We start from the raw sequence: 23,566 nt of genomic DNA on the forward strand, positions 1-23,566 counted from the left end.
ACTGCCACTCAAAATGGAGGTCATTGCGCTCGCTTTCAAGGGGAAAAAGCGCAGTGCACCGAAAGTAATGCGCAATCAGTGTTCTCTTAAAAACGCACCACTCAATAATGCGAAGGCTCCCTATGATGATGTGTCTGCTATCTTTCTGATAGTTAAATCATCAGCCTTAATTCAAGGGGAAGCATGATCACTCGTCGTCGATTTATCCAACATGCCAGTGTGCTCGCCATGACATTGCCGTTAACGCATCGTCTTAGTGCCAAAACAACAGGCGCGACAAATTTCTCTCAAGGTTGGTTTATGCCAGATGAAGCCTCACCGCACGTGCGAACATGGATGGCGTTTGGCGCCAACAAACAGATCTGGGGAAGCGACCTATTGCCTGTCGTGCAAGAAAATCTGGCTGATATTGCGTTGACCATTGCCAAATATGAACCTGTGTCGATGTTGGTGCGTCAAAAAGACATGGCATTGGCAAAATCACTGATGGGCGACAAGGTGGATCTGATTGTCGGTGACATGGACGATCTGTGGGCGCGTGATACCGCCCCGACGTTTGTGCTAAACAACGTGGGAAATACTGGCGCGGTGGATTTCAACTTTAATGGTTGGGGCGACAAACAAATGCATCAGAAAGATGCGACGGTAGCGACGCAGATTGCCAAGTTGGCGAATGTACCTGTTATCAATACCCCTCTGGTGATGGAGGGCGGCTGCATTGAAGTGGACGGTATCGGCACAGCGATCATTACCGAGAGTTGCACCCTCAATAACAACCGAAACCCGAACATGTCAAAAGCGCAGTTTGAAGATCTGATCATGCCGTTGCTCGGGCTTGAGAAAATTATCTGGCTGCCCGGTATCAAAGGGCATGACATTACCGATGGTCACACCGATTTTTATGCGCGATTTACCACGCCGGGCAATGTGGTAGTGGGCATAGAGACTGATCCCAATTCTTACGAATTCGCCTTAACCCGAGAGCATGCGAGTATCTTAGCCAACGCGACTGATGCACAAGGTAATAGGCTCACGGTTCACCCGCTTGAAACACCTTCAAGCGTAAGGGAGGAATATGACGACCCCGATTTCGCCGCCGGATATGTGGGTTTTTACGTCTGTAATGGTGCGGTGATCATGCAAGAGTTTGGCGACAAAGCCGCAGACAAAAAAGCCCAGGAAACCCTCGAACTTTTGTTCCCGGATCGTCAAGTCGAAACATTGAACCTTGATGCGATTGCTGCCGGTGGTGGCAGTGTGCACTGTGCGACCCAGCAAGAGCCGAAAGCGATGGATAAATTGAAGTGATATAGGTCGAAGTGATTTTGATAGTTGAAGTAATAAGGCGCATAGCTACAAAGCTGACGCCCTATCGGATCGCGGATTAAAACGCTTTAAGTGATGCTGAGTGATAGTTTGTAATGTCTAACTGCACATTGTACTCGCGAACCCACTCATCTAATTGTGACTGCGCATCATTGAGGCTGCTCATGGTGATGGTGTTGTCGTCCAGTTGCCACAACTGGCGAGAGCCTTCATAGCTGAACTGAAGCGCCAGCATGGCATCAGGATTGCCCTGTTTGGCTGCCGCTACGAGCTTTCTGTTCTTTCGATAGATTAAATTCAGCGCCTGCTTAAGATCCCATACATACGCCACTTCGCGCATTTTAGGGTGAGTTTTCAGCTTGACCAGCGTCATCACCAACCCAATCGCGCTCACCACCACGCCAAGCAAATTCCAATGAAAGTGAGATCCCGTTTGAGACGGGAAAATCAGTATCAATGTCTGAGAAATCGCCAAGCTTGATATCGCCAAAATGGCAATACAGGCGACGATCACCCTGTTTAAACGTGAACGGTATAACGTTTTGTCGATCTTGATTAACTGCATGGGCTTTCCAATGTTCGTGGCCTGTCTGAAATCATACACCTTTCAATGGGTTGATTAAGGGATACTTTGTTGCAAATGGTATCCGTTGAGACAAGCCAGAAAAAAGAAGCGGATTTTGTTGTCGCAAGAAGAGATACATTGATGCGCTTACCCAGTAAACTGCTGCCATCAGAATAAGCGTAAAAGCGGCCATGCAAACTCACTCTCATACATTGATCGATATCCCGTTCAACCAGCGCCACATTTGCTGGTTCTGTGGTGAACCCTCATCGGAAATTCTTCATTTTCCACGTACGGCCCGAAAAAATGTCGAACATGCATTGTTGGCGTTACCGGCATGCAAAGAATGCGATGCCATCAAACACTCTCGCGACATCAATTCCATTTGGCAGTTTCGCGCTCACGTTAAACAGGCGCTCATCTCCAAATACACCAAGCACCTCGCCATCGGTGAAAACTGGACCAAAGAAGAACTCGACGAGAGTGAATTTTCAGGGTCCATCTTGGGCGGCTTTGGTGAAAGTGCCTGGCACATGTATGAAATTGCCAAACAGCGCGTGGCGTATCAAGGGTGGCCACTGATTGTCGACGGCCTGACTTTTGATGCGATGGATGATACGAGCAGTTTTGAATTCAACGGCACATGCTATGCGTCACTCAGAAATTGTGTCGATTTCTTTGAAAAAGCGAGCGATATCGACAAAGAACTGCTCACTCAACTGGTTGAAATTGTCACCCCCGCGCGTTTTGATTACGCGTTAAAAATCGCGAAATTAAATAAGCGAATTTCCCCCGCTCGCCGCACCCAAATCATTGATGACATTGCCATTGAAGAAGCTGAAAAACGCGAAGCCGCAGCCCGAAGTGATCTTGACTTATCCATTGAAGACGTCTCGGTTTCAGGCACGATTGCGCCGAGCTTTGCCATTCAGTGGGCAATAGCAAAAGGGGCGAGCACGCTTTCTGAATTGTGCCCGCTAGAAGATAACTATTTTGATGACTTCCAACACCTTGGCGGCGCGGCGGCATTTGCCTCATACAATGGTTTGCAACTGTATTTAGAAGCGCGAGAAGACGCTGCGTGGGCCGAAGCCAATGATCCGAACAAGGATGTGTGGTGAAGCGCGTGGGGAGGGAGAGGGCGGCGTTGTGCTATAACCATTATTCGCCCTTCCCTTCATTATGACGCTACCTTTTCTTCCTTGTCATAAACATCAAGGTCAACAACACCGTGACCAACAAACCACTGCCCATTAGCAAGGCGTAGTCTTCGAGACGCAGGATGGAGTACAAGAGCGCATACAAACCGACAAGCATAGACAGCATGATCACGCCTCTCCCCACGCTGCCTGTTGCGCTGCCCACATACGCGGGAATGCTGATTAATGGAATACTCGCTGCCGCCATGAATGCCATGGTGAAACTCATGTGTTCAGAAAGCGCCAATAGCACCAGATAAAATAGCGTCATGGCAGCGCCCACCATGGCGTATTGCAGTGCCGACAAGCTCTGTGCATTGCCTTGCTTCATACCAAGTTCGAACATCATCAGTACAATAAACGTCAGCGCAACAAACAGCAGGCCGTACTTCAATGATCGCTCAATCTTTCCGTAGTGGGTGTTTGGCTCAAATAGCTGGGTATAAGCATTCGCCTCTTCGAGATTGATGCTGGCAGAATCAACAAACACCTGCGGATAATTTCGGCTTAAATGGCTGATATCCCATGTGGCAGAAAAGCCGTTATCGTTAATGTTTCTCGCCGTTGGCAGTGCGCCCACAAAGCTTGGGTGCGGCCAGTCTGTTGTTAATTCGAAGGTTGAGCTTTCCCCTAACGGCAAGAAACCAATTCCTTGAGAACCACGTAAACGGATTTTAAAATCCAACGTAAACGGCACGGGTGTTTCCGCCAGCGAGATCGGACGATGAAAGCCACGTTTCAGTGCATCAGTGTCCAGCCCGGTGCCCGACATCAAACTCATTTCAGCGGGTAGCCCTTCTCCTGTCACCGTGAACATGTCTACGCCATCAATCGCTTTATTTGCGGATAACCCGAACACCAAACGTGCGGCATCAAAATGGAAGGTTTCGAGGTTGGCAATATTGGGTAACGCAAATTGAAAATCAGCCTTACCTTCGATCGTGCTTTGGTAAACGAGAGACTGATAAATGCCTCGAGTGCGAAAGTCATGTGTTAATCCCGCTTTCAGATCCAGCGTTGTCGGTAAGATCACGACTTCGTCGTAGCGACGTGTCCGACGTTCACTCACTTCTTTCACTTCCCCGTCACCCGTTGCCACCTCTTGAATCACCACATAGGTGTAAGGCAGCACCAAAACTGGGCCCGCCAAAGTTTGCTCACTCCCCCACGATTGGCCAATTTCATTCACCACGTCTTTGTACAAATACTCCCGCTCGTTCGCCATGTCATGCACCATGGAGAGTGGCACGATGGCGAGCAAACAAAGCACCAAGGCCAACACGCCTTTTAATAACAGGGAGCTGCGCGCTTGCACCTCAGGTAAATCAATATTGATGTTTAAACGGTTTAGCACTGTTTTTACTAACACGAATGCGCCAAAGCCAAAAACGGCGAGCAGCAATAGGGCGAGAAGCCCAAAAATTAAATCAGTCATGAGTCTTCCTTGCGAATGATTGGCGAGATGATGTGTGAAAGGACATTAAACCAAAGCAACGAAGTCACAGGCTGGCAATGTGGTGATCAATGGTGGCGAGAATATGGCGGCGCAGTTAAGCCAAACGGAAGTCTGATGATTTACAGAAGATGGTTTGACTTAATGTGAACGGGTTTCAACGTTCAGTTCGCCAATCACTATGATGGTTCAATGTGAAAATCGCACAAAATATCAAAACTGCATGTTCAATATTCGTCAAACTGCCATTTTTAAACGAAAGGTAAGTAATGATGGAAAAGCAGAAAATATGGGAAACCTACGCAAGCGCTTGGAAGGCTGAATCAAAAGAAGAAAAAATTGCGCTGTTTAGGCAGTCAATGAATGAAAATGTGGTGTATACCGACCCCCTCATTCAAACAGAGACTTGGGACGACTTGCTTCAGTATATGTTGGACTTTCATCAACAAGTCGATGGTGGTCACTTTGTTACGACGTATTTCATGTCACACCACAATAAATGCCTCGCGAAATGGAATATGTGCGATCGAGAAGGACATATACTCGGAGAGGGGATCAGTATCGGTGAATACAATGATGAAGGGCAGTTGGTATCCGCCACCGGCTTTTTTGAATTGCCAGAATAAGGGTAAGCATATTGACCTATTTGGACAAAATTCAGATTGGCGTCGATTTTATCGAAGCCAACCTTGGAAACGACATACAGTTGAATAGCGTGGCGAGAATTGCAGGGTTAAGCCAATGGCATTTCCAACGTATCTTCAAAGCGCTAACCGGTGAGACGTTAAAAACCTACATTCGAAATCGCCGGTTATCGTGCTCATTGCTTTCCCTTGAGGTCGACGACAACCGCATATTGGATATTGCGCTGGAAGCGGGATTTGAATCTCAAGAGGCCTATACGCGCGCCTTTAAGTCACTTTTCGGTGTGACGCCAAACCAATATAGGCAGATAGAAGGCAAGAAACGATGGTTGAAAAAGATTCAATTTACACCTGATTACCTGCGTCACTTGAATCAACAAGTTAAATTGGAACCAGAGATCATTGACCAGAAAGCCATGATGCTCGTCGGGCTGAGAACCACGTTTTATGGGTCTGACTCAGATAAAAATAATATCAGCCAAATCTTGCCGGCACTTTGGGACGCATTTTTACCAAGAATCAAAGAAATTCAATGCCGCAGCGATCCTTATGTGGCTTACGGTGTGGTGCAACCAACAACAGAAAACGCCGAATTGTTGGAATACATTGCAGCAGTAGAGGTTTCGTCACTGACACACATTCCTGATGGGTTCACCGCCGTGTCGGTCGCAGCATCACGATATGCCAAGTTTTCACATCGAGGGAAACCAACGCAATTAGACAGCACGGTAAATTTCATTTATTCCACGTGGTTGATGGGGGGGATCGACTGGCATACTCAAGGACCAGACATTGAAACATATGGAAGAGAATACCAACCTAATTCAGATGAGTCGGTCATTTACTATTCTATCCCTATTCGATAATAGGGGCATAAAATGACAGAGAAATTTCGCCACCAAATTGTATTTAGAATGCGACTCATCTCCTGCCTTGCTTCTCTTTTTCTATTCCTCAGTCTCTTTCCAAATGCTTCGGTTCCTCCGTCAGTTTCTGATAAGCGAATGACAACGTGACAACCGCAAGTATCGTGATGACATGACTAAAAAAGGTAAAGATCGCATCAGGAACACCGAGAAGTCCCAGAGGGATTAAGAAGAAGCTAAAAACCAGCGGTGCTATTGCGACGACGCAGAGCATGTAGAATGTTCGCTGCGCTGTCAGATTCCATGCATAAGGAAACGATACGGCTTTTCCGAGAGCAATCGCAGGAAATACGAGGCAGAGGCGGCATGAAAAAATCCCCCCTACAACAATGAGCACACCAACAAGCGCACCAAGCACCGGCGCTAACAGAAATATCGCATAAACCCCGAACCAAAGACTGAGGTAATGTGCCAAAAACCACAGCTCTATCTTGCCTATCTTGAATCGCCCCCACTTAGGTACTGACTCTTCCCCTTCAAGCACAATGCGGTGAACGTTTATGGCGATAATTGAGCTTAATATCGCTTCTATGAATATCACGGCATAACTGAACGATTCGCTTTGCAATTCAATCGCGACCAATTGCAGCAAAATTGACACCAAAATTGGGATAATGGTAATGCGTAAAAGCACCATCTTGTGCCGAAATGTAAACCAAAACGCAGCTGAAAGCGTGTCACCAAACATCAGGATATCCTTATCAATCCATTCACCCAATTCGTCGTCACTACAAGCGATACACACCTTGTATACGCTAACGCAATTCAATTTACAGTGGTCACTCAATCCTAAGACCGAACGGAAATAATCGCTGTTTTGATGAGAGTAACTTACTAGGACAGTAACTCAACTTACTAGGACCGTCACCGTTAGAGAACGGCAACAACTAACTTGTCGATCACCTACTGTTGTAAAGATAGATTTATCAGAAGGACACTCAAGCTCCCCAAGTCACTAGATTTCTCATCAAATCTCACTAAGTATGGGAACGGGAGACAGCATAAATACAGGCGATTGCCTGTTAGTTGATGAAGTTGGGGTAAGGAAGGAGAAGGTTTAGCCGTCAGGCAGTCTAAGCCCCGATATGCGCTTTCGGTTTAGTTGAGGTAATGCAGCTTTGATTGCAACATCGCTGCCCACTAGCCTGCCCCGCTCTATTTGGATGCAAGCTTCTAGCCAATCTGCGGGATCAAAGCCGAGCCTTGAAAGAATAGGCGGTTAAGCGCTGTTGATATGCCCACGTTTGTTGTCCCGCATTTGCCTTCCTGTCCAGTCGACAAGTTCCAGATAATCCATTAATCGAAAGGGAATACCATCGGGTATGGGTTCGCGTGGATTTCCAACAAAGGGGAAAAGGTAGGGGGCGGTGTGTTGTTCTTTTCTCAAAGCTTCAATCCGTGCTTTGACGGAGGTAAAAGCGGATTGCTCAGGTGTATCGGCAATAGCCGTACGAACGGGGTTTAAATCCACATACGCCATGGCTGCCGCTAGTGCTTTTTCATCAAGCAGCGCTTGGCTTTTAAAACGACCTTCCCAAAAATGACCAGTACATTGGTCTTCCCGATTCGCTTCTGAAGCGATGTGTTGATTGAGCAACCGCATAAACCAACTGATGCTGGTCAGTCGCTCTCGCCAGACCTCGATAATTTCTTCACAACGTTCACGCTCGGCTTCGGAGAGTTTGTCACCGCCCATAAAGCGGTTCACCAACACCGGACCTGAATGTAGTGACAGCCATCGCTCAGCGACCTGCTCCAGGGATAATAATCCTGCTTCTTTGGTGTTAATGTGCAAAACGACGTGATAGTGATTACTCATAATGGCGTAAGCGCAAACATCGATACAGAATATCTGTGCGAGCAGTAGCAGACGTTTCTCAATCCACTCTCGTCGGTGTTCAAAGCTCTTGTCTGCGTGTTTGTCATAGCCACAAAGAAATGAGCGGCGAACGCAGCGAGACACGCAATGATAGTATGGCGTGGCTGATACATTGATCAGTGATGAGCGGGCTGTAGTCATAGAAGAAGCCGATAGTATGGTATGTCATAAAGCTACATGGGTTTCTATGTGTCGTCGCATCGGGTTCGTTGATTTATGGGGCTCTACTCATTGGAATGAAACTGACTGGTTTATCTTTTTCTTGAGGTGACTGTCCTCATTTTCATTTTCATCATTTTCACGCACTAAAACACAACAAAGCACCGAGTTTTCGGTGCTTTCAATCTCGGTTACGCGTTTTCCTTTACGCTGTCGCTGACGGTTTTTTCAGGTGCTTTCTGTTTAACAGGGAAATACAAATACGGTGGAAAGTTAACGATAAATGCCATGAATCGTTTGATGGATGATGTTTTGGGTTTGTTTTGAGTTGGTGTAGACATGCGCAAGCTCCAAGAGTCTATTTTTATGCCCGTGGCAATAAGTTAGCGTGACGTAACGTTATAATTTATTGCGTGTTATTAACCGTGGGGCGTTGTTGTTTTTCAGGCATAGTACGGGGGGAGTCAGCATGTGAATACTGAATTTACGTTCCATTACAATAGATTGCATAAACTCACAGTAGTTGGCAAAAATTGCCGTAAATCGAATGAGTTATGAACAAAAGACGACATTTCAGCCCTCAAAATTTGAGGTTTTTTGCGTATTATTAACACTCAAATGGCGTTTATTGGGTGTTCAAGTAAACCTAGGCGTAACACTGTTCCCAGCGGATCACGGAAATAACACATCAGTTTTAGGCTTGCCCATCCAGTTTTTTCATTTCGCACTCTGAGAACGCCACAAACCCAACGGGGATATCGCTGTCCAGCTTAGTAATGATCTTCTCAGCGCTCTCTTGACCAAACCCACCGCAAAGCTCGACCACTTGAGCGCCATTGGCAATGAGCTGTCTGGCTGCGTCAATTGCTTCTTCATCTGAACTCACGCCGAGAATTTCTGAGCGAAACAGAGGGGATTCAATTACAGACTGATGCTGATCTTTCTGGTAATCCGGTGATTTTATGATGAAACCGTAGCGGGAAATCATAGGGCATCCTTGGTTGTGTTTATGGTCGCATTAAATGAGCTCGTTGCCGATATTTGACCGATAGGGTTTCCGCTATATCGGACTTTATGTTTTAGTTTAATGCATTAGAACGTCCGGATCGCTAAACCGACATTTATGGTGGGGAAGGGCACATAGGCGTGTCCGCAACTTCTTGTCATATCAGTTTTAGCTGATGTTTATCACTTTAGTCATTTGGATAAATACGTATGTTGAAATGCCCCCACTGCAATGAAAAAACGATACCTTTTTCTAAAGCTCTGTTTACACGGACGATGCGTGCAAAGCATTGTTCTCATTGTGATAAAGCTTGGCGCATTTCTATGACGGCAGTCATTATTGCTAGTGTTGGTTCAGTCATTTCGATCCAAGTTGCCTTGAGTTATGACGTCAATGTTTTGTTCGCTTTCGTACTTGGCGCGTTAATCGCTGGTGGGACTTACTATTTTTGTCCACTTTCAAAAATTGAAGTGAATGAATAAACGCCCTTTTATATAGGCAGGAGACAACATTTGGCCAATAGGATTTCCTTAATATCAGATTTTATGTTGCAGTTGGATGCATTGAAATCTGTGGATCGACGAACTTACATCAACGGCGGTGAGCGGGTTGAAAACTCTGCGGAACACTCATGGCATTTGGCGATGGCTTGTTGGGCATTCGCAGCGCTACTGCAAGATGATTACGACATTCCAAAACTCATCAAGCTGGCACTGATTCATGATCTTGGAGAAATTGGTGCGGGCGATACCTTTCTCTATAGCGACAATCGAGAAAGTGCGCACATCAAAGAGCGTGAGAGTGTCAATCAAATTGCTTCGCACCCAGGGAACCCAATAGAAGACATGGTTGATCTTTGGGGAGAGCAAGAGGCTGGCGAAAGCAAAGAAGCGAAACTGCTGAAAGTCATTGATCGCATATTGCCGTTTCTTCATAACATCACCAGTGAAGGTCGAGCATGGAAAGAAAACGGCATACGTAAACATCAGGTGATAAAAATGCATCAGTTTATCGAGAATGAAAGCCCAGAAATATACGGCTGGTTTCATGAACAACTCGACGATGCGGTAAAGAAAGGCTGGCTAAAGGACGCCAGATAAAGCACTGACAGAATGCATTTGAGTTAGGAACAAACAATGATTATCGAAGAAACGGATTTCGCCGATTTAGCATCAGTCGTTGAGTTGGTTGGTCGTGTGGCTAATACAAATATCCTTCCACATTTTAGTGAAGAAGGGCGGGAGTTCTTTACCATGAAAGTCCTGCCAGACGTAGAAACGACGTTTGATCGAACGTGCTTTCAGAGTGCGAAAATGACTGATAATGGAAAATTGATCGGCTTTGGTGCGATCAGAGGCAAAGACTATATAACGCATTTGTTCGTCGATAGTGATTATCAAGGAAGGGGTTTAGGTAAGTTGTTATTGCAGCACCTGTTAACGCTAGCGGATGCCGACGAAGTTCGTTTAAGGGCATCGGTTAATTCAGTCAGCTTTTACGCATCCCAAGGTTTCAACACCACCGACAGCGAAGCGGTATTTAATGGCATCAGGTTTGTGCCTATGTGTTGGGTAAGGACATTGTACCGATGAGTTTTTCAGCGAATAGTGTCGAGGTGATGTTCCAACACACTTTTGCCCCAAAATGAGTTTGCATTTCGAGCATCTGAGTCTTGAATCGTCTCACAAAGATCAAATTTTTCTTATGCATAATGCCTGCAAAAGTGGCTATTCACCGTTTTGGCTGCCGTAACCATAGGTTTGAGGGCACTCGTTTTTACTAGAGCTATCTATTCAAGCCAGCGTGACTTTGCACCTTTTACTCGATTGCCATACCAGATAAGCCTCGCTTGCTCTTTGAGCATCCAGCTTAGGCCTGTATTAAGCATCTGTTTGGCTGAATTGTTATGCGTTTTCTCAATACGCCATCAAGATTGCTATTTCTTTTTAACCAACCGTATCGAGTTGGCGTTGTTTCCTAAATCATTGAACTAATCCCAATAGCCGCGATCAGATCATCAGGACCTCAAACAGGTAGATGATGATGGGCAAATCCAAGCACAAGATCAGCAACTGGAAAGAATACAACCAAGCCCTGAAAAATCGTGGCTCGGTCACCTTTTGGATTGATGCTGCTGCCATCAAATCTTGGCGCTGCAATAAACACCATGGGAAGCGCGGTCGGGGTTTTCAATTCAGTGATGCATCGATCGAGACGGCATTGATGATCAAAGGAGTTTTCAAGCTCCCTTTGCGAGCACTCGAAGGATTCATTAACTCGCTGTTTGTGCTCATGGATGTTCCACTGACGTCTCCTTCTTATAGCTGTATTAGCAAGCGAGCAAAGACCGTCGAAGTTCACTATCGTTCTCCAAGCCGTGGGCCTATCGCTCATGTCGTCATCGATGCCACTGGTCTAAAAGTGTATGGGGAAGGTGAATGGAAAATGCGTAAGCATGGTAAAGAAAAACGCCGAGTATGGCGTAAGTTGCACCTCGCTATTGATGCCGCTACGCACGAGACCATTGCTGCTGAAGTGAGCTTGGATAGTGTTGGTGATAATGAAGTCTTACCGACGTTGTTGAATCCGCTTCGTCGAAAGGTTCAACAAGTGAGCGCTGACGGTGCTTATGATACTAAAGCGTGCCATCGTGTATTGAAAAATAAGGGGATAACACCCACCATTCCTCCGAGAAGTAACGCAGGTTTTTGGGAGGAAGGGCATCCTCGAAACATAGCTGTAAGCGCCTTAAAATCGGGTGATCTCGCCACGTGGAAACAAGAAAGTGGTTATCACAAACGGTCATTGTCAGAAACGGCGATGTACCGCTATAAGCAGTTACTCAGTCCAAAATTGACGTTAAGAGATTACAACGCACAAGTCGGAGAAGCGTTAGCGAACGTCAAGGCAATGAACAAAGTCATAAGACTCGGTATGCCTGTTAGAAAACCAACTGGTTAGGCCGTTAAAATCAAATAGGATCAATTCGTTAGCTTAACGATTTGATCAACAAGGCCTATCGAGTTCGGTAGCTTTCACCTGCGAAAGCTGAAATCGGCCTAATTTATTGTCCGGAATGAGTTGACCTCTACAAATAGCTACCATCAACGCTCGCTTTACGATATTTATAACGTTAGGTTTACTCGCCGAACAACAAGGCATTCAGTGTCGTTTCCAAGCAAATCCCATCAAGGGTCGGCGAGTATTGAGCTACCTTAACCTAGGTTTACGCCGCTATAAAAAATCGTCTTGGCAATTCTCTGTAGATGTTTGGCGAGACACACTTACATTACTATTAGATATATCATCGTTAGCTCAAAAGGTTACTGCTTAACTTTGTGGGGGCTCCTCAGTGACTGTTCCGTCAAGGTTGTCCCGTCAAGGTTTTACTAGCCTAGGAAAGTAGGTAGCATCCCCATCATAGACATAATGTGGAACAATGCCGTTAGCACACCAAAGGCAATAACCACGATAATCATTGCGGTTCCTCCTGGTGCGATAAAGCCCTTATTGCCACCTGTACGAGTACGTGATTTATAAGCAAGCATAGCTGGGATAATGCAAGCCCAAACAGTGGCGGCGGCACCAGCGTAACCAATCGCGATGACAAAGCCGAATGGGAACATCAGAGACATGAACAATGGCGGTAAAAACGTCACGGCCCAAGATTTAGAGCGTCCTAGTCTGGTATCGCTAAATTTGAATAAGTCTGCAATAAAGTCAAAAACACCTAAACCAACACCGATGAATGAAGAGAGTAGAGCCGCCATTGAGAAGCTATTGATGGCATTGGCCACGCTGTCGGAAGCAATGACAGAATCAAGAGTTGAAAGGAGTATATCAACGTTCCCTCCTTGTTCAATTACAGGACCAAATTGGTTTCTATTCAAGTTGCCATATATTGATAGCAGCCATAACAGATATAAAACCAGCGAGATAGTTGTGCCGCCTAAAATAGCGTATTTAGCGCGGCGTTCTTCCCCGTAGTATGAGCGCATTGAAGAGACAGAATGGTGGTAACCGAATGAAGTTAACGCCACGGGTAACATTGCCATCGCATAAGGTGCGTAACTGCTTTGTTTTTCAATAGTGTCAAACAGTACTGATGCATCAATATTGACTGCTAGACCTGATATGCCAAGCACAAAACTTATAACCATAAAAGCGATTAGTATCACTGATATTCTGTCCACCGATCGGGTGGAATGCCAAACAAAAGCTGAGAAAACAAGAACGAATAAGATGGATGTTATTTTGCTACTTAAGTCAAACATGTCCGAAAGGATCAAGCTTGACGAAGTGATGTAGGCATACAATAAAATTCCACCAACAAAATACACGGTAATATTGTTAATGCTATTTATTTTTCCACCAAGCATGTCTTTAGTGACAGTATTAAATGATACTTTAAGGTCGTAGTGCTTAAACGCCTCGAGTAACATCCATCCCGAAATGGTCATTATGACCATAGTAAAAATAATAGAAATTATTGACCATGTGGTCCAAGCGCCTGCACCTGCGCTCGGCAACCCTAACATGCCTGCGCCAACACAAATGCTGGCGATAATACAGGCTCCACCTAATAAAGAGGGACTCGTTGTTTCATTAGTCGTGCGGGTTGGAATTTTCGTCGCAGTAGCTTTCATAAATATACCTACTTGTTATTATTCACGATATTGGATAAATACTTTCTTAAGCTAGATTTTCTTATTGTGACACTTAAGAAAAAGCGTGCCCCAAGCCAAGAGGCACGCCCTTAACACTATGCTTCTGTAAACGTTTGCTTCTTTTTCTGCGTGTCGGAAACTGGCTCAACTTCAACCAGGCGTGCTGTGAAATGGCGCAGTACTGGAGGCTCGTACGTAAAAGCTAAACCCTTTACGTTCGCCGCGTTATCTTTCACTTTTTGGAAGGCTTCAATGACGAAATCCATATGCGTTTGAGTATAAGTTGCACGTGGGATCGTCAAACGTAGCAATTCAGCAGGACAAGGGTGCTGTTTACCCGTTGCCGGATCGCGTCCTAAGAGCAAAGAACCAATTTCTACGGCGCGAATACCCGCTACTTTGTATAACTCACAAGCTAATGCATGGGCAGGGAACTGACTTGCAGGAATATGAGGAAGTAGTTTACCTGCATCGACGAATGCAGCATGCCCGCCGGCTTGCTGACATATCACGCCGATATCTTCCAAGCCTTGAACTAAATACTGAACCTGGTTAATTCGGTACGCCAGCCACTCTTGGCGCATGCCATCTCGCAGGCCAACGGCGAGACGTTCCATTGCGCCGCCCTCAAGTCCTCCGTATGTAGGGAAGCCTTCTTGAACAACACAAAGAGTGCGACACTCAGTGTATACATCCATGAAAGACTCATTTTTAAAGCAAAGCAGACCACCCATTTGTACCATTGCATCTTTCTTAGCCGACATGGCTAAGCCATCAGCATACTTGTACGTTTCGTAGGTGATTTGCTCAATAGTCCAATCTTTGAAGGCTTCTTCACGCTGTTGGATAAAATATGCATTCTCTGCAAAACGCGCTGAATCCATAATTACCGGAATGTCGTGCTTTTGGGCAAGCTCGTAAACTGCTTTTAAGTTAGCGATGGAAACAGGTTGTCCGCCAGCGGAGTTACAAGTAATGGTACTAACGATGTAAGGAACGTTTTCTGGGCCAGCTTCTAAAATGGCGTCCTCTAACTTTATTAGGTCAAAGTTGCCTTTAAAATCTGCGTTTACTGAGGTATCAAACGCTTCTTCTGTGTACACGTTTTTTGCAACGCAGCAGTTAACTTGTGTGTGACCTTGGGTGGTGTCGAAGAAGTAATTTGAAAGTGCAACCATCTTGCTACGGTCTAGCCCTCTTTCTTTTTCTGCCTTGTTAATGAGTACAGGGATATAAATTTGCTCTGCGCCACGACCTTGGTGAGTTGGGATAGTTAAATCATAACCAAAGATCTCTTTCACTGCGTTTGAGAGAGCGTAGTAACTGCGACTGCCACTGTATGCTTCATCACCACGCAGCATCGCGGCTTGCATTTGTTGAGTGATCGCCCCTGTACCGCTGTCAGTGAGGAGATCAATAAATACATCGTCGCTATCTAATAGGAATGGGTTCATACCTGCTCGTAAAATAGCTTCTTCTCGATACTCTTTAGTCGTACGTTTTACTGGTTCAATAACTCGGATGCGGAACGGTTCTGGTAGGTGTTTGAAGTTTTCCATGATAATGCCTTTATTCAATATATTTTGTGGGGCTTTTAATCATAAATGCAATCAATGACAATCATTCACCTTATATTTTCAAGGCGAAATGGTTCGAATCAAAATAAATTAATTTTGATTTATATTGAATGCAGTTTTGTTAAGTGAAAAATAAAAATAGCGAAAACGATGCAAATTATTGGCAGTTTGCATTAACGATAAGATTATTTTTTACTTGAATTCAATTGAACCAATATGTGGCTCAACGAGGCAAGGGTTGCCTTAGATGAGTTTTGAAGAGGAAGAGATTGATAAAGTATGGTCGCGAGTATACCAAGCTATTGATGTTACGCATGTTTCGTATTGCGTTTTGAGGTACATTGTCATCTTATGTTCCTTCATATAAAGCAATGAGCTTATTGACATGCTTGACACTATACAACAATGATTAATTAACATGCAAATAAAAATTAAAATGTGACTTTTCTATGTTTTATCTGAATCAAACGCCCGCCCATTTTGTATATTAATTTGGATAGTTTCCAACAAAGGTGTGTAATAATTTTATCTCGTAATATAGGCCACAGAGATAGCGGCGTTGGTATAAGACGAGAGAAAAAACGCTTAGCTTCAAGTTTGAAACTCGACATTTACTCTTAAAATTATCTAATTACACGATGCTCATGAAGTGAAATACCTAACGCCCTTCTGTCCAAAACCATCCCACACATTATTCATTCTCTCACCCATTAACCGCTCCCTCTCGAGTTCCTTTTTAGTCTCGAAGTACAGCGAGTTGATCGACAACACAATCGATAAACCGCCGTGTTTTCTGGGGTAGGTAATCTCTTGCGGTATAAACTGCAAAAATCGAGAAGCCTTTCACGGGGTGCTGTGGAAGTAACTCAACCACACTCCCTAAATCCAGATCTTGTTGATACAACCATCTTGGCCCCCAATGGATCCCTGCTCCTGCGACCACCAAAGGGCGAATTGACCGTAAGCTGTTGGCAGCCACATTGCTGTGAATGCTTTGATGGGAAAACAGATTGCCATCTTCAAACGCAATATCCACTCTCGCTTGAGAGAGTGAATACAGCACAAACTGATGTGATTTCAGATCGTCGAGTTTTTTCGGTGTTCCCATTCTCGCTAGATAATCAGGGCTTGCTACCAACACGCGGGGAATGTCGCCCACCTGCCGTGCATAGAGCGAAGAATCAGCCAGTGGCCCAAAGCGAAACGCCACATCGAGATTTTTCTCAAGCAGATTGTCTACGTCACTGCCAAGCAACAATTCCACCGACAAGTCCGGTGCCTGTTTTTGGATTTGTAAAATGGCTGGCACCAGAAACCGCTCGCCAAAATCCACCGTGGCACTCACTCGTAATCGCCCTCGAATTGAAGACGAACCGCCGGTGATCTCCTCTTCCAGCGCAGATTGCTCGATGGTGAGTTTGCTAAGGCCTTTGTAGTAAGCCTGACCCAATTCGGTTGGCAGTGAACGCGCAGTTGAGCGCTGAAGCAGTTTGACCTGAAGCCTTGCTTCCAATGCGGCGACTTTTCGACTGAGCGATGAGGCTTCCACGTCTAGATGAAGTGCTGCTTTTTTAAAGCTGCCAGATTCAACAACCTGAAGAAACGCTTGTTCGGGAGTGATCATACTTATTGCATTTTTAACAATCCGTAAATGCAAATTAGCACCTTCTTTAGTCATTGTCACAACTGCTACCTTTTGTCATTAAAGGACTAACAAGGAATGACCACATGAAAAGGTTCAAGGTACTCGCCTCGATATTTATTGCATATATTGCATTTATCAGTGCGCCGCTTGCGCAGGCAAAGGCGTCAGCGAAGGCCGTAGAGATTGCCCAAAACATCTACACCTTCTCGCAATCTGGAGAGTATATCTCCATGTTTGCAGTGACCGATGAAGGCGTCGTTGTGTTTGAAACGATCAATACACCTCACGCGAAAGCCATGGTTAAAGAAATCCAATCGATCACGGATAAACCGATTGTCTGGGCGCTTCAAACGCACAACCACTGGGATCACTCAAGTGGCGGGCAAGTCTTCCTTGATCAGGGAGCCAAAATTCTTGCTCACAAAGATGCGGCGAAGTGGATTAAGGCCAACCCCTATCCGGATATGGTCAATCCGACTGATACGTGGTCGGGTTCTCGCAAGGATATGATGTTTGGTGATACCAAGGTTGAACTGCATTTTCTGGGTTTGAACCACGGCATGGGCATGACCGTGTTCGTGCTACCGAAAGAGCGCATTGCCTACATTGCCGATCTGGTGACACCTAATCGTGTCATCTTTGCTGTCGTACCGGATTTTAACCCGCGTGAATGGGAACGTTCGTTGAACGAAATTCTCGCGCTGGATTTCGACCGTGCGGTGTTTTCTCACAATGAAGGAGAGAACCCTCTTCAAGGTGGCGGCAAAGAGGAAATTCAGGCCCAACTTGCGTTCATTCAGGATTTACGTATCGGCTTTTATGCTGAGTTACAGAAAGGCACAAACCCATTCCGGATCCCCTCAGTATTGAAGCTACCCAAATATGAGAATTGGGTGGGTTACGATCAGTGGTTGGAAATGAACATCTGGCGCATTTTGTCGGACGAGTTTATGGGGCCTTTCCCTTGGTATGATGTAGAAGCCAAATAAAACAAAAAAAGGCCGGAGCAAGACTCTGGCTTCTTCTCACACCCAGCTAATCCAAGGCTCATTGTCTAATCGCTCACACCCTCTTCATTCAGCGCTCGGTGCCGAAACCTCCCTAGATAGGCTTTCCTCTTCTGCCAAGGAACTATTGTGGTTTTCATCATCATGGGATTGGTCAGGCTGCCGCGCTAAGAAAACCGTGGCAAATCACACTTCAGCATTTAGAATGCGACAATCGAAATCTATAACGAATTAGAGTGACCTTATGCTTCGTGATTACACCTTTGAATGTCTCGTAACCATGCCACGCCATGAACTGGAAGAGTTTAGCGCTCGAATCATAAGCAGAATGGTGCCAGAGGACGTGATGAGCGAAATCTTCACGTTTGAGCAAGAGGAAATAGACAGCGAAGAACGCATGTTGTCAGCACGTCTTGATGCAATGCTACGTATGACCGCTATCGCTCTGAGTGAAAATCAACAAGCCTTTGATGACTCAGAAAATGCGAAGCAAAATAGTGAAAGGATGACGCGATTAATCCTGTGGCACTTCTATGCGATATCGTTTCGATTGGAGCAAGCAATTTCCCTTGAAACACATTGTGAGCACGTTGAAGCAACACTGAAAAATGCACCTGTGGATGTATTTGGCTGGGTTAACGCCCTGACAGAGCTGCTTCACACCTATGCCGACATCAGTGCGAAACAAAACCCTCAAGATTAACGGAATCGCTGAGACAGTTTTGCGCCTTTATTTGTTAGCACTGATACTCTCAACATTCATAGAATTCTGCAATTGTCGTCCCCCTAAAAGAAAAAAATCCTCAAGCAATCGCTCGAGGATTTTCATTTAGTTTAAGCAAAGATAAAGCTATATAGGTAACCTGCGCCGATTGCCATGGTTAGGATGACAAATAAGAAGGCTGCAATCATTTGGTTCTTAAAGATTGATTTTAAAAGAATCACTTCTGTAAGACTTGCACCCGCACTACCGATGATAAGTGCCATTACGGAGCCTAACGCCATGCCTTTTTGTACCAGTGCAGCACTGAGTGGAATGACCGCTTCAGCACGGATGTACAAGGGAATACCGATGACCGCTGCAACTGGAATCGCATACCATTTCGCTTCACCTGCGTATTTGGCAATTAAATCCGTCGGTATGAAGCCGTAGATTAACGAGCCGATTGCAATACCCATTATTAGGTATGGGAAGACTTGCTTGAAATCTTTCCAGGTTGAGTGCCAAATTCGTACCCAACGGCTTGGTTCTTTGTCTTCAATAACCGTGGCTGTCGTACTGCCGTCTGCTGAGCAGCAAGATACTTCAATTTTTGGTTCTGCTTTTTGCGCGTTATCACCACAGCAATAGGTTTTCGCCGCCATTGGAGCTGGTTCACAACATGCACTTGTAGCGCGGCTTAATGCAGGTTTTTCTTCTGCTTTTTTCTCGCTTGAATCACCGCAAGAAGTACCGCATGAAGACGCACCTGCTGCTTCGTACGCTTCTGGTTTTACATAACGCTCAAAGCCCAGTTTTTCAAGGGTGTAACCAGCAACAACTGACACTGTCATTGCGACGGCAAAGTAAAATACTGCCACTTTCCAGCCGAAGGTGATCACAAACAAACCAATGATGACTGGGTTAAGCAATGGGCTGGCAAACAGGAACACCATCATAGGGCCGAAACCCGCTCTCGCACGCAACAAACCTTTTAGGAAAGGAATCGTTGAGCAAGAACAAAAAGGGGTGATCGAACCTAATAGCGCGGCGATAAAGTAACCTTTCCCCTTTTTCGAACTCAGGATGGATTGAACTTTTTCTGGGGTAAGAAATTCTTGCAAAATGCCAACAATATAGCTGATTGCTAGAAACAAGATGATTAGCTCTGTGGCTAGAAACGCAAACATATTGAGCGCTTCTTTTGCCATGGTCATGATTTCTGGATTCATATTCATTCTCCTACTGATGTCTAATCAGTCACTGTAAATTCCCTAAAAAAGCTGAATTTGTCATTTCTATTTTTCTAGAATTATAGGAACAAAAATCATCACGTCAATTGTTATATTTCCACAAATATCGAAATATATAGTTAAGTGTTATTTATCAATTACTTATTTCTTCATCAAGTAGGCGTTTGAGATGAGCTGGCAGCGAGCGATATAACGCTGGCTGTTCGTCCAGTTGTTGCTTTAACAATGCAATGGCTTTCTGTTTCTCGCCCTCTACAAGCAGGCTTTCCACTTCTGCAAATGGACTGAGCTTGGCTTTCATTGCCGCGCTGGATTTTGCTTGTGGTGTGCGTTGGCTATCCATCGATTTAAAGGCTTCGGCTGGCTGGGATTTCAGCAGGGATCGCTCTTCCAAAGGCGCAGTGTCGGCTTCTATTTCTATTTCAGCCTCTATCGTGGATTCCAGATCTAGGCTTTCTGCTTGCTGGAGGTTCTGCTTTGGTATTGGCGCTTCCATCAATTCAATATGAGCCGGTGATTGCAGGCTTTGGTCGACCCACTTCCACGGTGCGAGCAAGGCAATGAATCCGACCGTGGCGGCGACGCCTGCATACGTCCACCAAGGAACCGGTTTACGAGTAGCGGATTTTGCATGGGCAAGAATACGATTATCCAAGGCATCACTTGGGGTTTCAGTCGCGCTTTCCTTGTACAGCGCGACGATGTCTTCATCTTTGAATGGCGCTGTCATTGGCGTTCTCCGAGTTTTTTCGTCAGGCACTCACGAAGTTGCTCCATCGCATAGCGAAGGCGTGTTTTAACGGCTTCGGCTTTTGCCCCCAAAATTTCGCAGATCTGTGCGGGTTCAAACCCCGCTTCGTGGCGCAACAGAAAAGCTTCGCGCTGCAAGGGCGCCAATAAGGCCATGCAGGCTTTGATGGCTTGCGGTTTATCGCCGTCCATGTCTGGCGTGTGCTTTTGTTCATCGCTCAGTGTCTTGGCGTAAGCGTCGGACGACAAATTTTTCCGGTGCTCATCAATCACCAAATTATGGGCGATATGATAAAGCCAAGTGGTGAACTTAGCGGATGGTGCGTAGCTTTCGCGCTTATCGATCACACGATACCAAACATCCTGATACAGCTCTTCTGCGCGGGCATGCTGGCTCGCACCCAGTTGTCGGACGAAGTAGCGATATAACGGATTCTTATGGCGTTGATACAGTTCAGCAAAGGCGCGTTGTTCGCCCTTGCTGAAACTCACCATCAGTTGTTCGTCAGTTAGACTGTTCATTAAAGGCTTTGATTGTCCATTACAGGCTCTGAGCTATCTCCACTAAGCTGACAAATTCACCACGATAGTTGTGCGGATCGTCGCCTCGGTTTTCCCGCGCGATATCAGCAATTTGACTGTAGGCTAAACCATCCACGTAGTGATTGTCTTTGAGTTTCTGCGCAAAGGCAGCGACGGCGGTGGCAAACTGAAAGTCGGTACTTGCTTCTGTGAACTGGCGTTTGCCATTGTTATTCACCAATTGGGTGGTGAGCTTACTTTGTTCTTCGCCCGGCAGTTTGTATCGGACTTTGACTTGCGCCAGTTCGTCACCAAAGCCGGCTTTGCCAGATGTATTGACCTGATAACGAAGATCGTCAATGCGGCCTTGGTCGCCAACGAGTGTCACCTCATAAAGCGCGGTGACAGTATGGCCTGCACCAATCTCTCCGGCATCAACCTTGTCATTGTTAAAATCTTCATCGCGTAGTTTGCGGTTTTGATAGCCGATCAAACGGTATTCTTTGACGGTGTTAGGGTTAAATTCGACTTGAATTTTCACGTCTGATGCAATGCTTTGCAGTGTGCCGCTCATCTGACGCAATAGCACTTTCTGTGCTTCATGCAGGGTATCGATATAGGCATGGTTGCCGTCACCGATATTGGCCAGTTGCTCCATCATGGCGTCGTTGTAGTTTCCGCGTCCAAATCCAATCGTGGTCAGAGAAATGCCGTTTTCACGTTCCTCTTCCACCAAATCTTTCAGTGCATCCAGGCTGGTGACGCCGACGTTGAAATCACCATCGGTCGCCAAAATCACGCGATTAACCCCGTCTTTGATAAAGCCATTCTTTGCTTGTTCATAGGCGAGCCTAATGCCACTTTCACCATATGTGCCACCACCTGCTTGCAGGCTTTTCAGGGCGTTGATGATGGCTTGTTGATCATCACCTTGCGTTGGTTCAAGCACCACGGAAGCGTTGCCGGCGTATGTCACCAGACTGACTTTGTCGTCGCTGCCAAGGTTCTTCGCCATCAGAGAAAGGCTTTGCACTAGCAAGGGCAGTTTGTTGGGTTCGTTCATTGAGCCGGAGACATCAACCAGAAACACGAGATTTGAGGGTTTTCGCTCGTTGATAGGAATGTCATAGCCTTTGAGTGCAATACGCAAGAGTTGACGTTCAGCATTCCAAGGCGCTGTTGCCAGCTCAGTGTTGACTGAAAACGGTTGAACCTTGGTGGACGGGGCAGGGTAGTTGTAGTCAAAGTAGTTGATGAAAGCTTCTTCGCGAATGGCATCCGCGGGTGGCGTATTTCCCATCTTGAGGTAGCTGCGCACATTGGTGTAGCTGCCTGTGTCGACATCGACTGAAAAGGTTGATAACGGGGTAGTCGCGACCAAATGGGTGCTATTGCTCGGGGTGTCGAGATACTTATCGCGATTTTCTGGCTCGAAGAATGGATCGGCAAGGTCAGGGGCAGGGTTTGGCATCGACATCACCGCCAACTGTTTATGCGCAGCACTGTTATAGGCGATTTTTGCTGTTGGAGAAGATGGCATGACTTGAATGGCATCTGCTTCTACTGCTTCCACTTCCACTCGTGACACCAAGACTTCTTCCTGAATCGCAGGGGTGGGCGTTTCTTTGGCGTTTGGTGTGTTGTCATTGATAGATTCTGAGCAGCCAATGATAACCGTGAGTGCTGTTGCAACAGCAATAGAGACTTGATTACGCTTCATATCCCGATCCTTTTTATCGTGGGTTTTTCGATATAAACGGGCGAGTCTCTGAAAGGGGTGAAATATTTTCTCACTTTTTTGTGTGAGTACTGCGGGGCTGTTCTGCGCATTAGGCACTGCTGCCCTTGTAGCGTTCTGGTATTATCTGGGCGAGCAGAAAACCCGTGTTGTTGTTTTTTGCCTTTTTGCGTTTGAAGGAGAACGAATTCATGGATCTGAAAGGTCTGGAAAAATACTTGGCGTTAAACCGCATTGATTATAAAGAAGCAACTGATAACGACGGTTTGCTGATAAACCTCGGCTTTCTTGTTGGCCGTGTCCACGTTAAGTACGACGAAGAAAGTAAAACGTTCAACTTCAATGACAAATCTCGTTGGATCATTCAGGTTGTTCTGATGGCATTGATGCTGTTCTTCCTGATCTCAAATTTCAACGTGTACACGCAAGTTCAGCTTTATACCTGTGTGGGCGTCACTATCGCGATGTTTGGCATTTTTGGCTATAAAGAAACGCGCATTAAACAGTTGAAGCAGGCCATTGCCGAAGAGCACCAGAGCGCTTAGCGGGA

23 protein-coding genes and 1 pseudogene are annotated in these 23,566 nt (G+C 45.8%); 11 read left to right on the top strand and 13 right to left on the bottom strand.

Annotated elements, in window-relative coordinates:
* Positions 1–183: 183 nt before the first annotated feature.
* Complete coding sequence (locus AC3CIC_RS21395) at positions 184–1,308, top strand: agmatine deiminase family protein (RefSeq protein ID WP_488516154.1); 1,125 nt, start codon at positions 184–186, stop codon at positions 1,306–1,308.
* A 76-nt stretch (positions 1,309–1,384) separates the two neighbouring features.
* Here AC3CIC_RS21395 and AC3CIC_RS21400 read toward each other — a convergent pair whose 3' ends face one another.
* Complete coding sequence (locus AC3CIC_RS21400; protein ID WP_488516155.1) at positions 1,385–1,891, bottom strand: DUF3087 domain-containing protein; 507 nt, start codon at positions 1,889–1,891, stop codon at positions 1,385–1,387.
* A 191-nt stretch (positions 1,892–2,082) separates the two neighbouring features.
* On the opposite strand from AC3CIC_RS21400, the gene AC3CIC_RS21405 reads away from it, so the two are divergent.
* Positions 2,083–3,012: a hypothetical protein gene (locus AC3CIC_RS21405; RefSeq protein WP_488516156.1), complete on the top strand. Its 930-nt coding sequence runs from the start codon at positions 2,083–2,085 to the stop codon at positions 3,010–3,012.
* A gap of 67 nt (positions 3,013–3,079) precedes the next feature.
* Here AC3CIC_RS21405 and creD read toward each other — a convergent pair whose 3' ends face one another.
* Positions 3,080–4,525, bottom strand: a complete 1,446-nt coding sequence (gene creD / locus AC3CIC_RS21410; protein WP_488516157.1) for a cell envelope integrity protein CreD — start codon at positions 4,523–4,525, stop codon at positions 3,080–3,082.
* 287 nt (positions 4,526–4,812) lie between these two features.
* Here creD and AC3CIC_RS21415 point away from each other — a divergent pair, with 287 nt between their 5' ends.
* Together AC3CIC_RS21415 and AC3CIC_RS21420 are read left to right on the top strand one after the other, a co-directional pair.
* Complete coding sequence (locus AC3CIC_RS21415; protein WP_241823340.1) at positions 4,813–5,169, top strand: nuclear transport factor 2 family protein; 357 nt, start codon at positions 4,813–4,815, stop codon at positions 5,167–5,169.
* A gap of 11 nt (positions 5,170–5,180) precedes the next feature.
* Positions 5,181–6,053 carry an AraC family transcriptional regulator gene (locus AC3CIC_RS21420; protein WP_488516158.1) on the top strand — a complete coding sequence of 291 codons (873 nt, stop codon included), beginning with the start codon at positions 5,181–5,183 and terminating at the stop codon, positions 6,051–6,053.
* A gap of 88 nt (positions 6,054–6,141) precedes the next feature.
* On the opposite strand, the gene AC3CIC_RS21425 is transcribed toward AC3CIC_RS21420, so the two are convergent.
* The 4 genes and pseudogenes from AC3CIC_RS21425 to AC3CIC_RS21440 all read right to left on the bottom strand — a co-directional run bounded on the left by AC3CIC_RS21425 (position 6,142) and on the right by AC3CIC_RS21440 (position 9,139).
* Positions 6,142–6,831 (bottom strand): hypothetical protein, encoded by a 690-nt coding sequence (locus AC3CIC_RS21425; protein WP_488516159.1) that lies wholly within the window; start codon positions 6,829–6,831, stop codon positions 6,142–6,144.
* 339 nt (positions 6,832–7,170) lie between these two features.
* A pseudogene (locus AC3CIC_RS21430) lies at positions 7,171–8,133 on the bottom strand (transposase).
* Positions 8,134–8,342: 209 nt separating this feature from the next.
* The gene (locus AC3CIC_RS21435) at positions 8,343–8,492 is read right to left on the bottom strand and encodes a hypothetical protein (protein WP_488516160.1); all 150 of its coding nucleotides are present in this window, start codon (positions 8,490–8,492) and stop codon (positions 8,343–8,345) included.
* 353 nt (positions 8,493–8,845) lie between these two features.
* Positions 8,846–9,139 (bottom strand): DUF6506 family protein, encoded by a 294-nt coding sequence (locus AC3CIC_RS21440; RefSeq protein WP_016959973.1) that lies wholly within the window; start codon positions 9,137–9,139, stop codon positions 8,846–8,848.
* Positions 9,140–9,480: 341 nt separating this feature from the next.
* Between AC3CIC_RS21440 and AC3CIC_RS21445 the strand changes: the two genes are divergently transcribed.
* The 4 genes from AC3CIC_RS21445 (at position 9,481) to AC3CIC_RS21460 (ending at position 12,118) form a co-directional block, all read left to right on the top strand.
* Positions 9,481–9,639 carry a hypothetical protein gene (locus tag AC3CIC_RS21445; RefSeq protein ID WP_488516161.1) on the top strand — a complete coding sequence of 53 codons (159 nt, stop codon included), beginning with the start codon at positions 9,481–9,483 and terminating at the stop codon, positions 9,637–9,639.
* Positions 9,640–9,702: 63 nt separating this feature from the next.
* A complete protein-coding gene (locus AC3CIC_RS21450) occupies positions 9,703–10,257 on the top strand; it encodes an HD domain-containing protein (RefSeq protein WP_488516162.1) in 555 nt (184 codons plus the stop codon).
* Between the two features lie 36 nt (positions 10,258–10,293).
* On the top strand, positions 10,294–10,749 hold the full coding sequence (locus AC3CIC_RS21455; protein ID WP_488516163.1) for a GNAT family N-acetyltransferase: 456 nt from the start codon (positions 10,294–10,296) through the stop codon (positions 10,747–10,749).
* A 451-nt stretch (positions 10,750–11,200) separates the two neighbouring features.
* Positions 11,201–12,118, top strand: coding sequence for an IS5 family transposase (locus AC3CIC_RS21460; RefSeq protein ID WP_488515890.1), 918 nt, complete (start codon positions 11,201–11,203; stop codon positions 12,116–12,118).
* A gap of 428 nt (positions 12,119–12,546) precedes the next feature.
* Here the strand turns inward: AC3CIC_RS21460 and AC3CIC_RS21465 are convergent, their stop codons facing one another.
* The 3 genes from AC3CIC_RS21465 to AC3CIC_RS21475 all read right to left on the bottom strand — a co-directional run bounded on the left by AC3CIC_RS21465 (position 12,547) and on the right by AC3CIC_RS21475 (position 17,079).
* Positions 12,547–13,803: an aromatic amino acid transporter gene (locus AC3CIC_RS21465; RefSeq protein WP_488516164.1), complete on the bottom strand. Its 1,257-nt coding sequence runs from the start codon at positions 13,801–13,803 to the stop codon at positions 12,547–12,549.
* A gap of 116 nt (positions 13,804–13,919) precedes the next feature.
* Complete coding sequence (tnaA, locus tag AC3CIC_RS21470; protein ID WP_488516165.1) at positions 13,920–15,383, bottom strand: tryptophanase; 1,464 nt, start codon at positions 15,381–15,383, stop codon at positions 13,920–13,922.
* A gap of 754 nt (positions 15,384–16,137) precedes the next feature.
* On the bottom strand, positions 16,138–17,079 hold the full coding sequence (locus AC3CIC_RS21475; protein WP_488516855.1) for a LysR family transcriptional regulator: 942 nt from the start codon (positions 17,077–17,079) through the stop codon (positions 16,138–16,140).
* Between the two features lie 50 nt (positions 17,080–17,129).
* On the opposite strand from AC3CIC_RS21475, the gene AC3CIC_RS21480 reads away from it, so the two are divergent.
* Together AC3CIC_RS21480 and AC3CIC_RS21485 are read left to right on the top strand one after the other, a co-directional pair.
* Positions 17,130–18,035 carry an MBL fold metallo-hydrolase gene (locus tag AC3CIC_RS21480; RefSeq protein WP_488516166.1) on the top strand — a complete coding sequence of 302 codons (906 nt, stop codon included), beginning with the start codon at positions 17,130–17,132 and terminating at the stop codon, positions 18,033–18,035.
* Positions 18,036–18,297: 262 nt separating this feature from the next.
* Positions 18,298–18,756 (top strand): exoribonuclease R, encoded by a 459-nt coding sequence (locus tag AC3CIC_RS21485; protein ID WP_488516167.1) that lies wholly within the window; start codon positions 18,298–18,300, stop codon positions 18,754–18,756.
* Between the two features lie 131 nt (positions 18,757–18,887).
* Here the strand turns inward: AC3CIC_RS21485 and AC3CIC_RS21490 are convergent, their stop codons facing one another.
* The 4 genes from AC3CIC_RS21490 to AC3CIC_RS21505 all read right to left on the bottom strand — a co-directional run bounded on the left by AC3CIC_RS21490 (position 18,888) and on the right by AC3CIC_RS21505 (position 22,998).
* Entirely contained in the window at positions 18,888–19,985 is a 1,098-nt protein-coding gene (locus AC3CIC_RS21490) for a permease (RefSeq protein WP_488516168.1), read from the bottom strand.
* A gap of 154 nt (positions 19,986–20,139) precedes the next feature.
* Positions 20,140–20,736: a hypothetical protein gene (locus tag AC3CIC_RS21495; protein WP_488516169.1), complete on the bottom strand. Its 597-nt coding sequence runs from the start codon at positions 20,734–20,736 to the stop codon at positions 20,140–20,142.
* Positions 20,733–21,278 carry a sigma-70 family RNA polymerase sigma factor gene (locus AC3CIC_RS21500; protein ID WP_017006596.1) on the bottom strand — a complete coding sequence of 182 codons (546 nt, stop codon included), beginning with the start codon at positions 21,276–21,278 and terminating at the stop codon, positions 20,733–20,735. The genes AC3CIC_RS21495 and AC3CIC_RS21500 overlap by 4 nt, the downstream gene beginning before the upstream one ends.
* A gap of 19 nt (positions 21,279–21,297) precedes the next feature.
* Positions 21,298–22,998, bottom strand: coding sequence for a vWA domain-containing protein (locus AC3CIC_RS21505; protein ID WP_488516170.1), 1,701 nt, complete (start codon positions 22,996–22,998; stop codon positions 21,298–21,300).
* A 209-nt stretch (positions 22,999–23,207) separates the two neighbouring features.
* On the opposite strand from AC3CIC_RS21505, the gene AC3CIC_RS21510 reads away from it, so the two are divergent.
* Complete coding sequence (locus AC3CIC_RS21510) at positions 23,208–23,561, top strand: hypothetical protein (RefSeq protein ID WP_016959983.1); 354 nt, start codon at positions 23,208–23,210, stop codon at positions 23,559–23,561.
* Positions 23,562–23,566: the final 5 nt, after the last annotated feature.

Source organism: Enterovibrio sp. QJM3NY_24 (assembly GCF_057786035.1).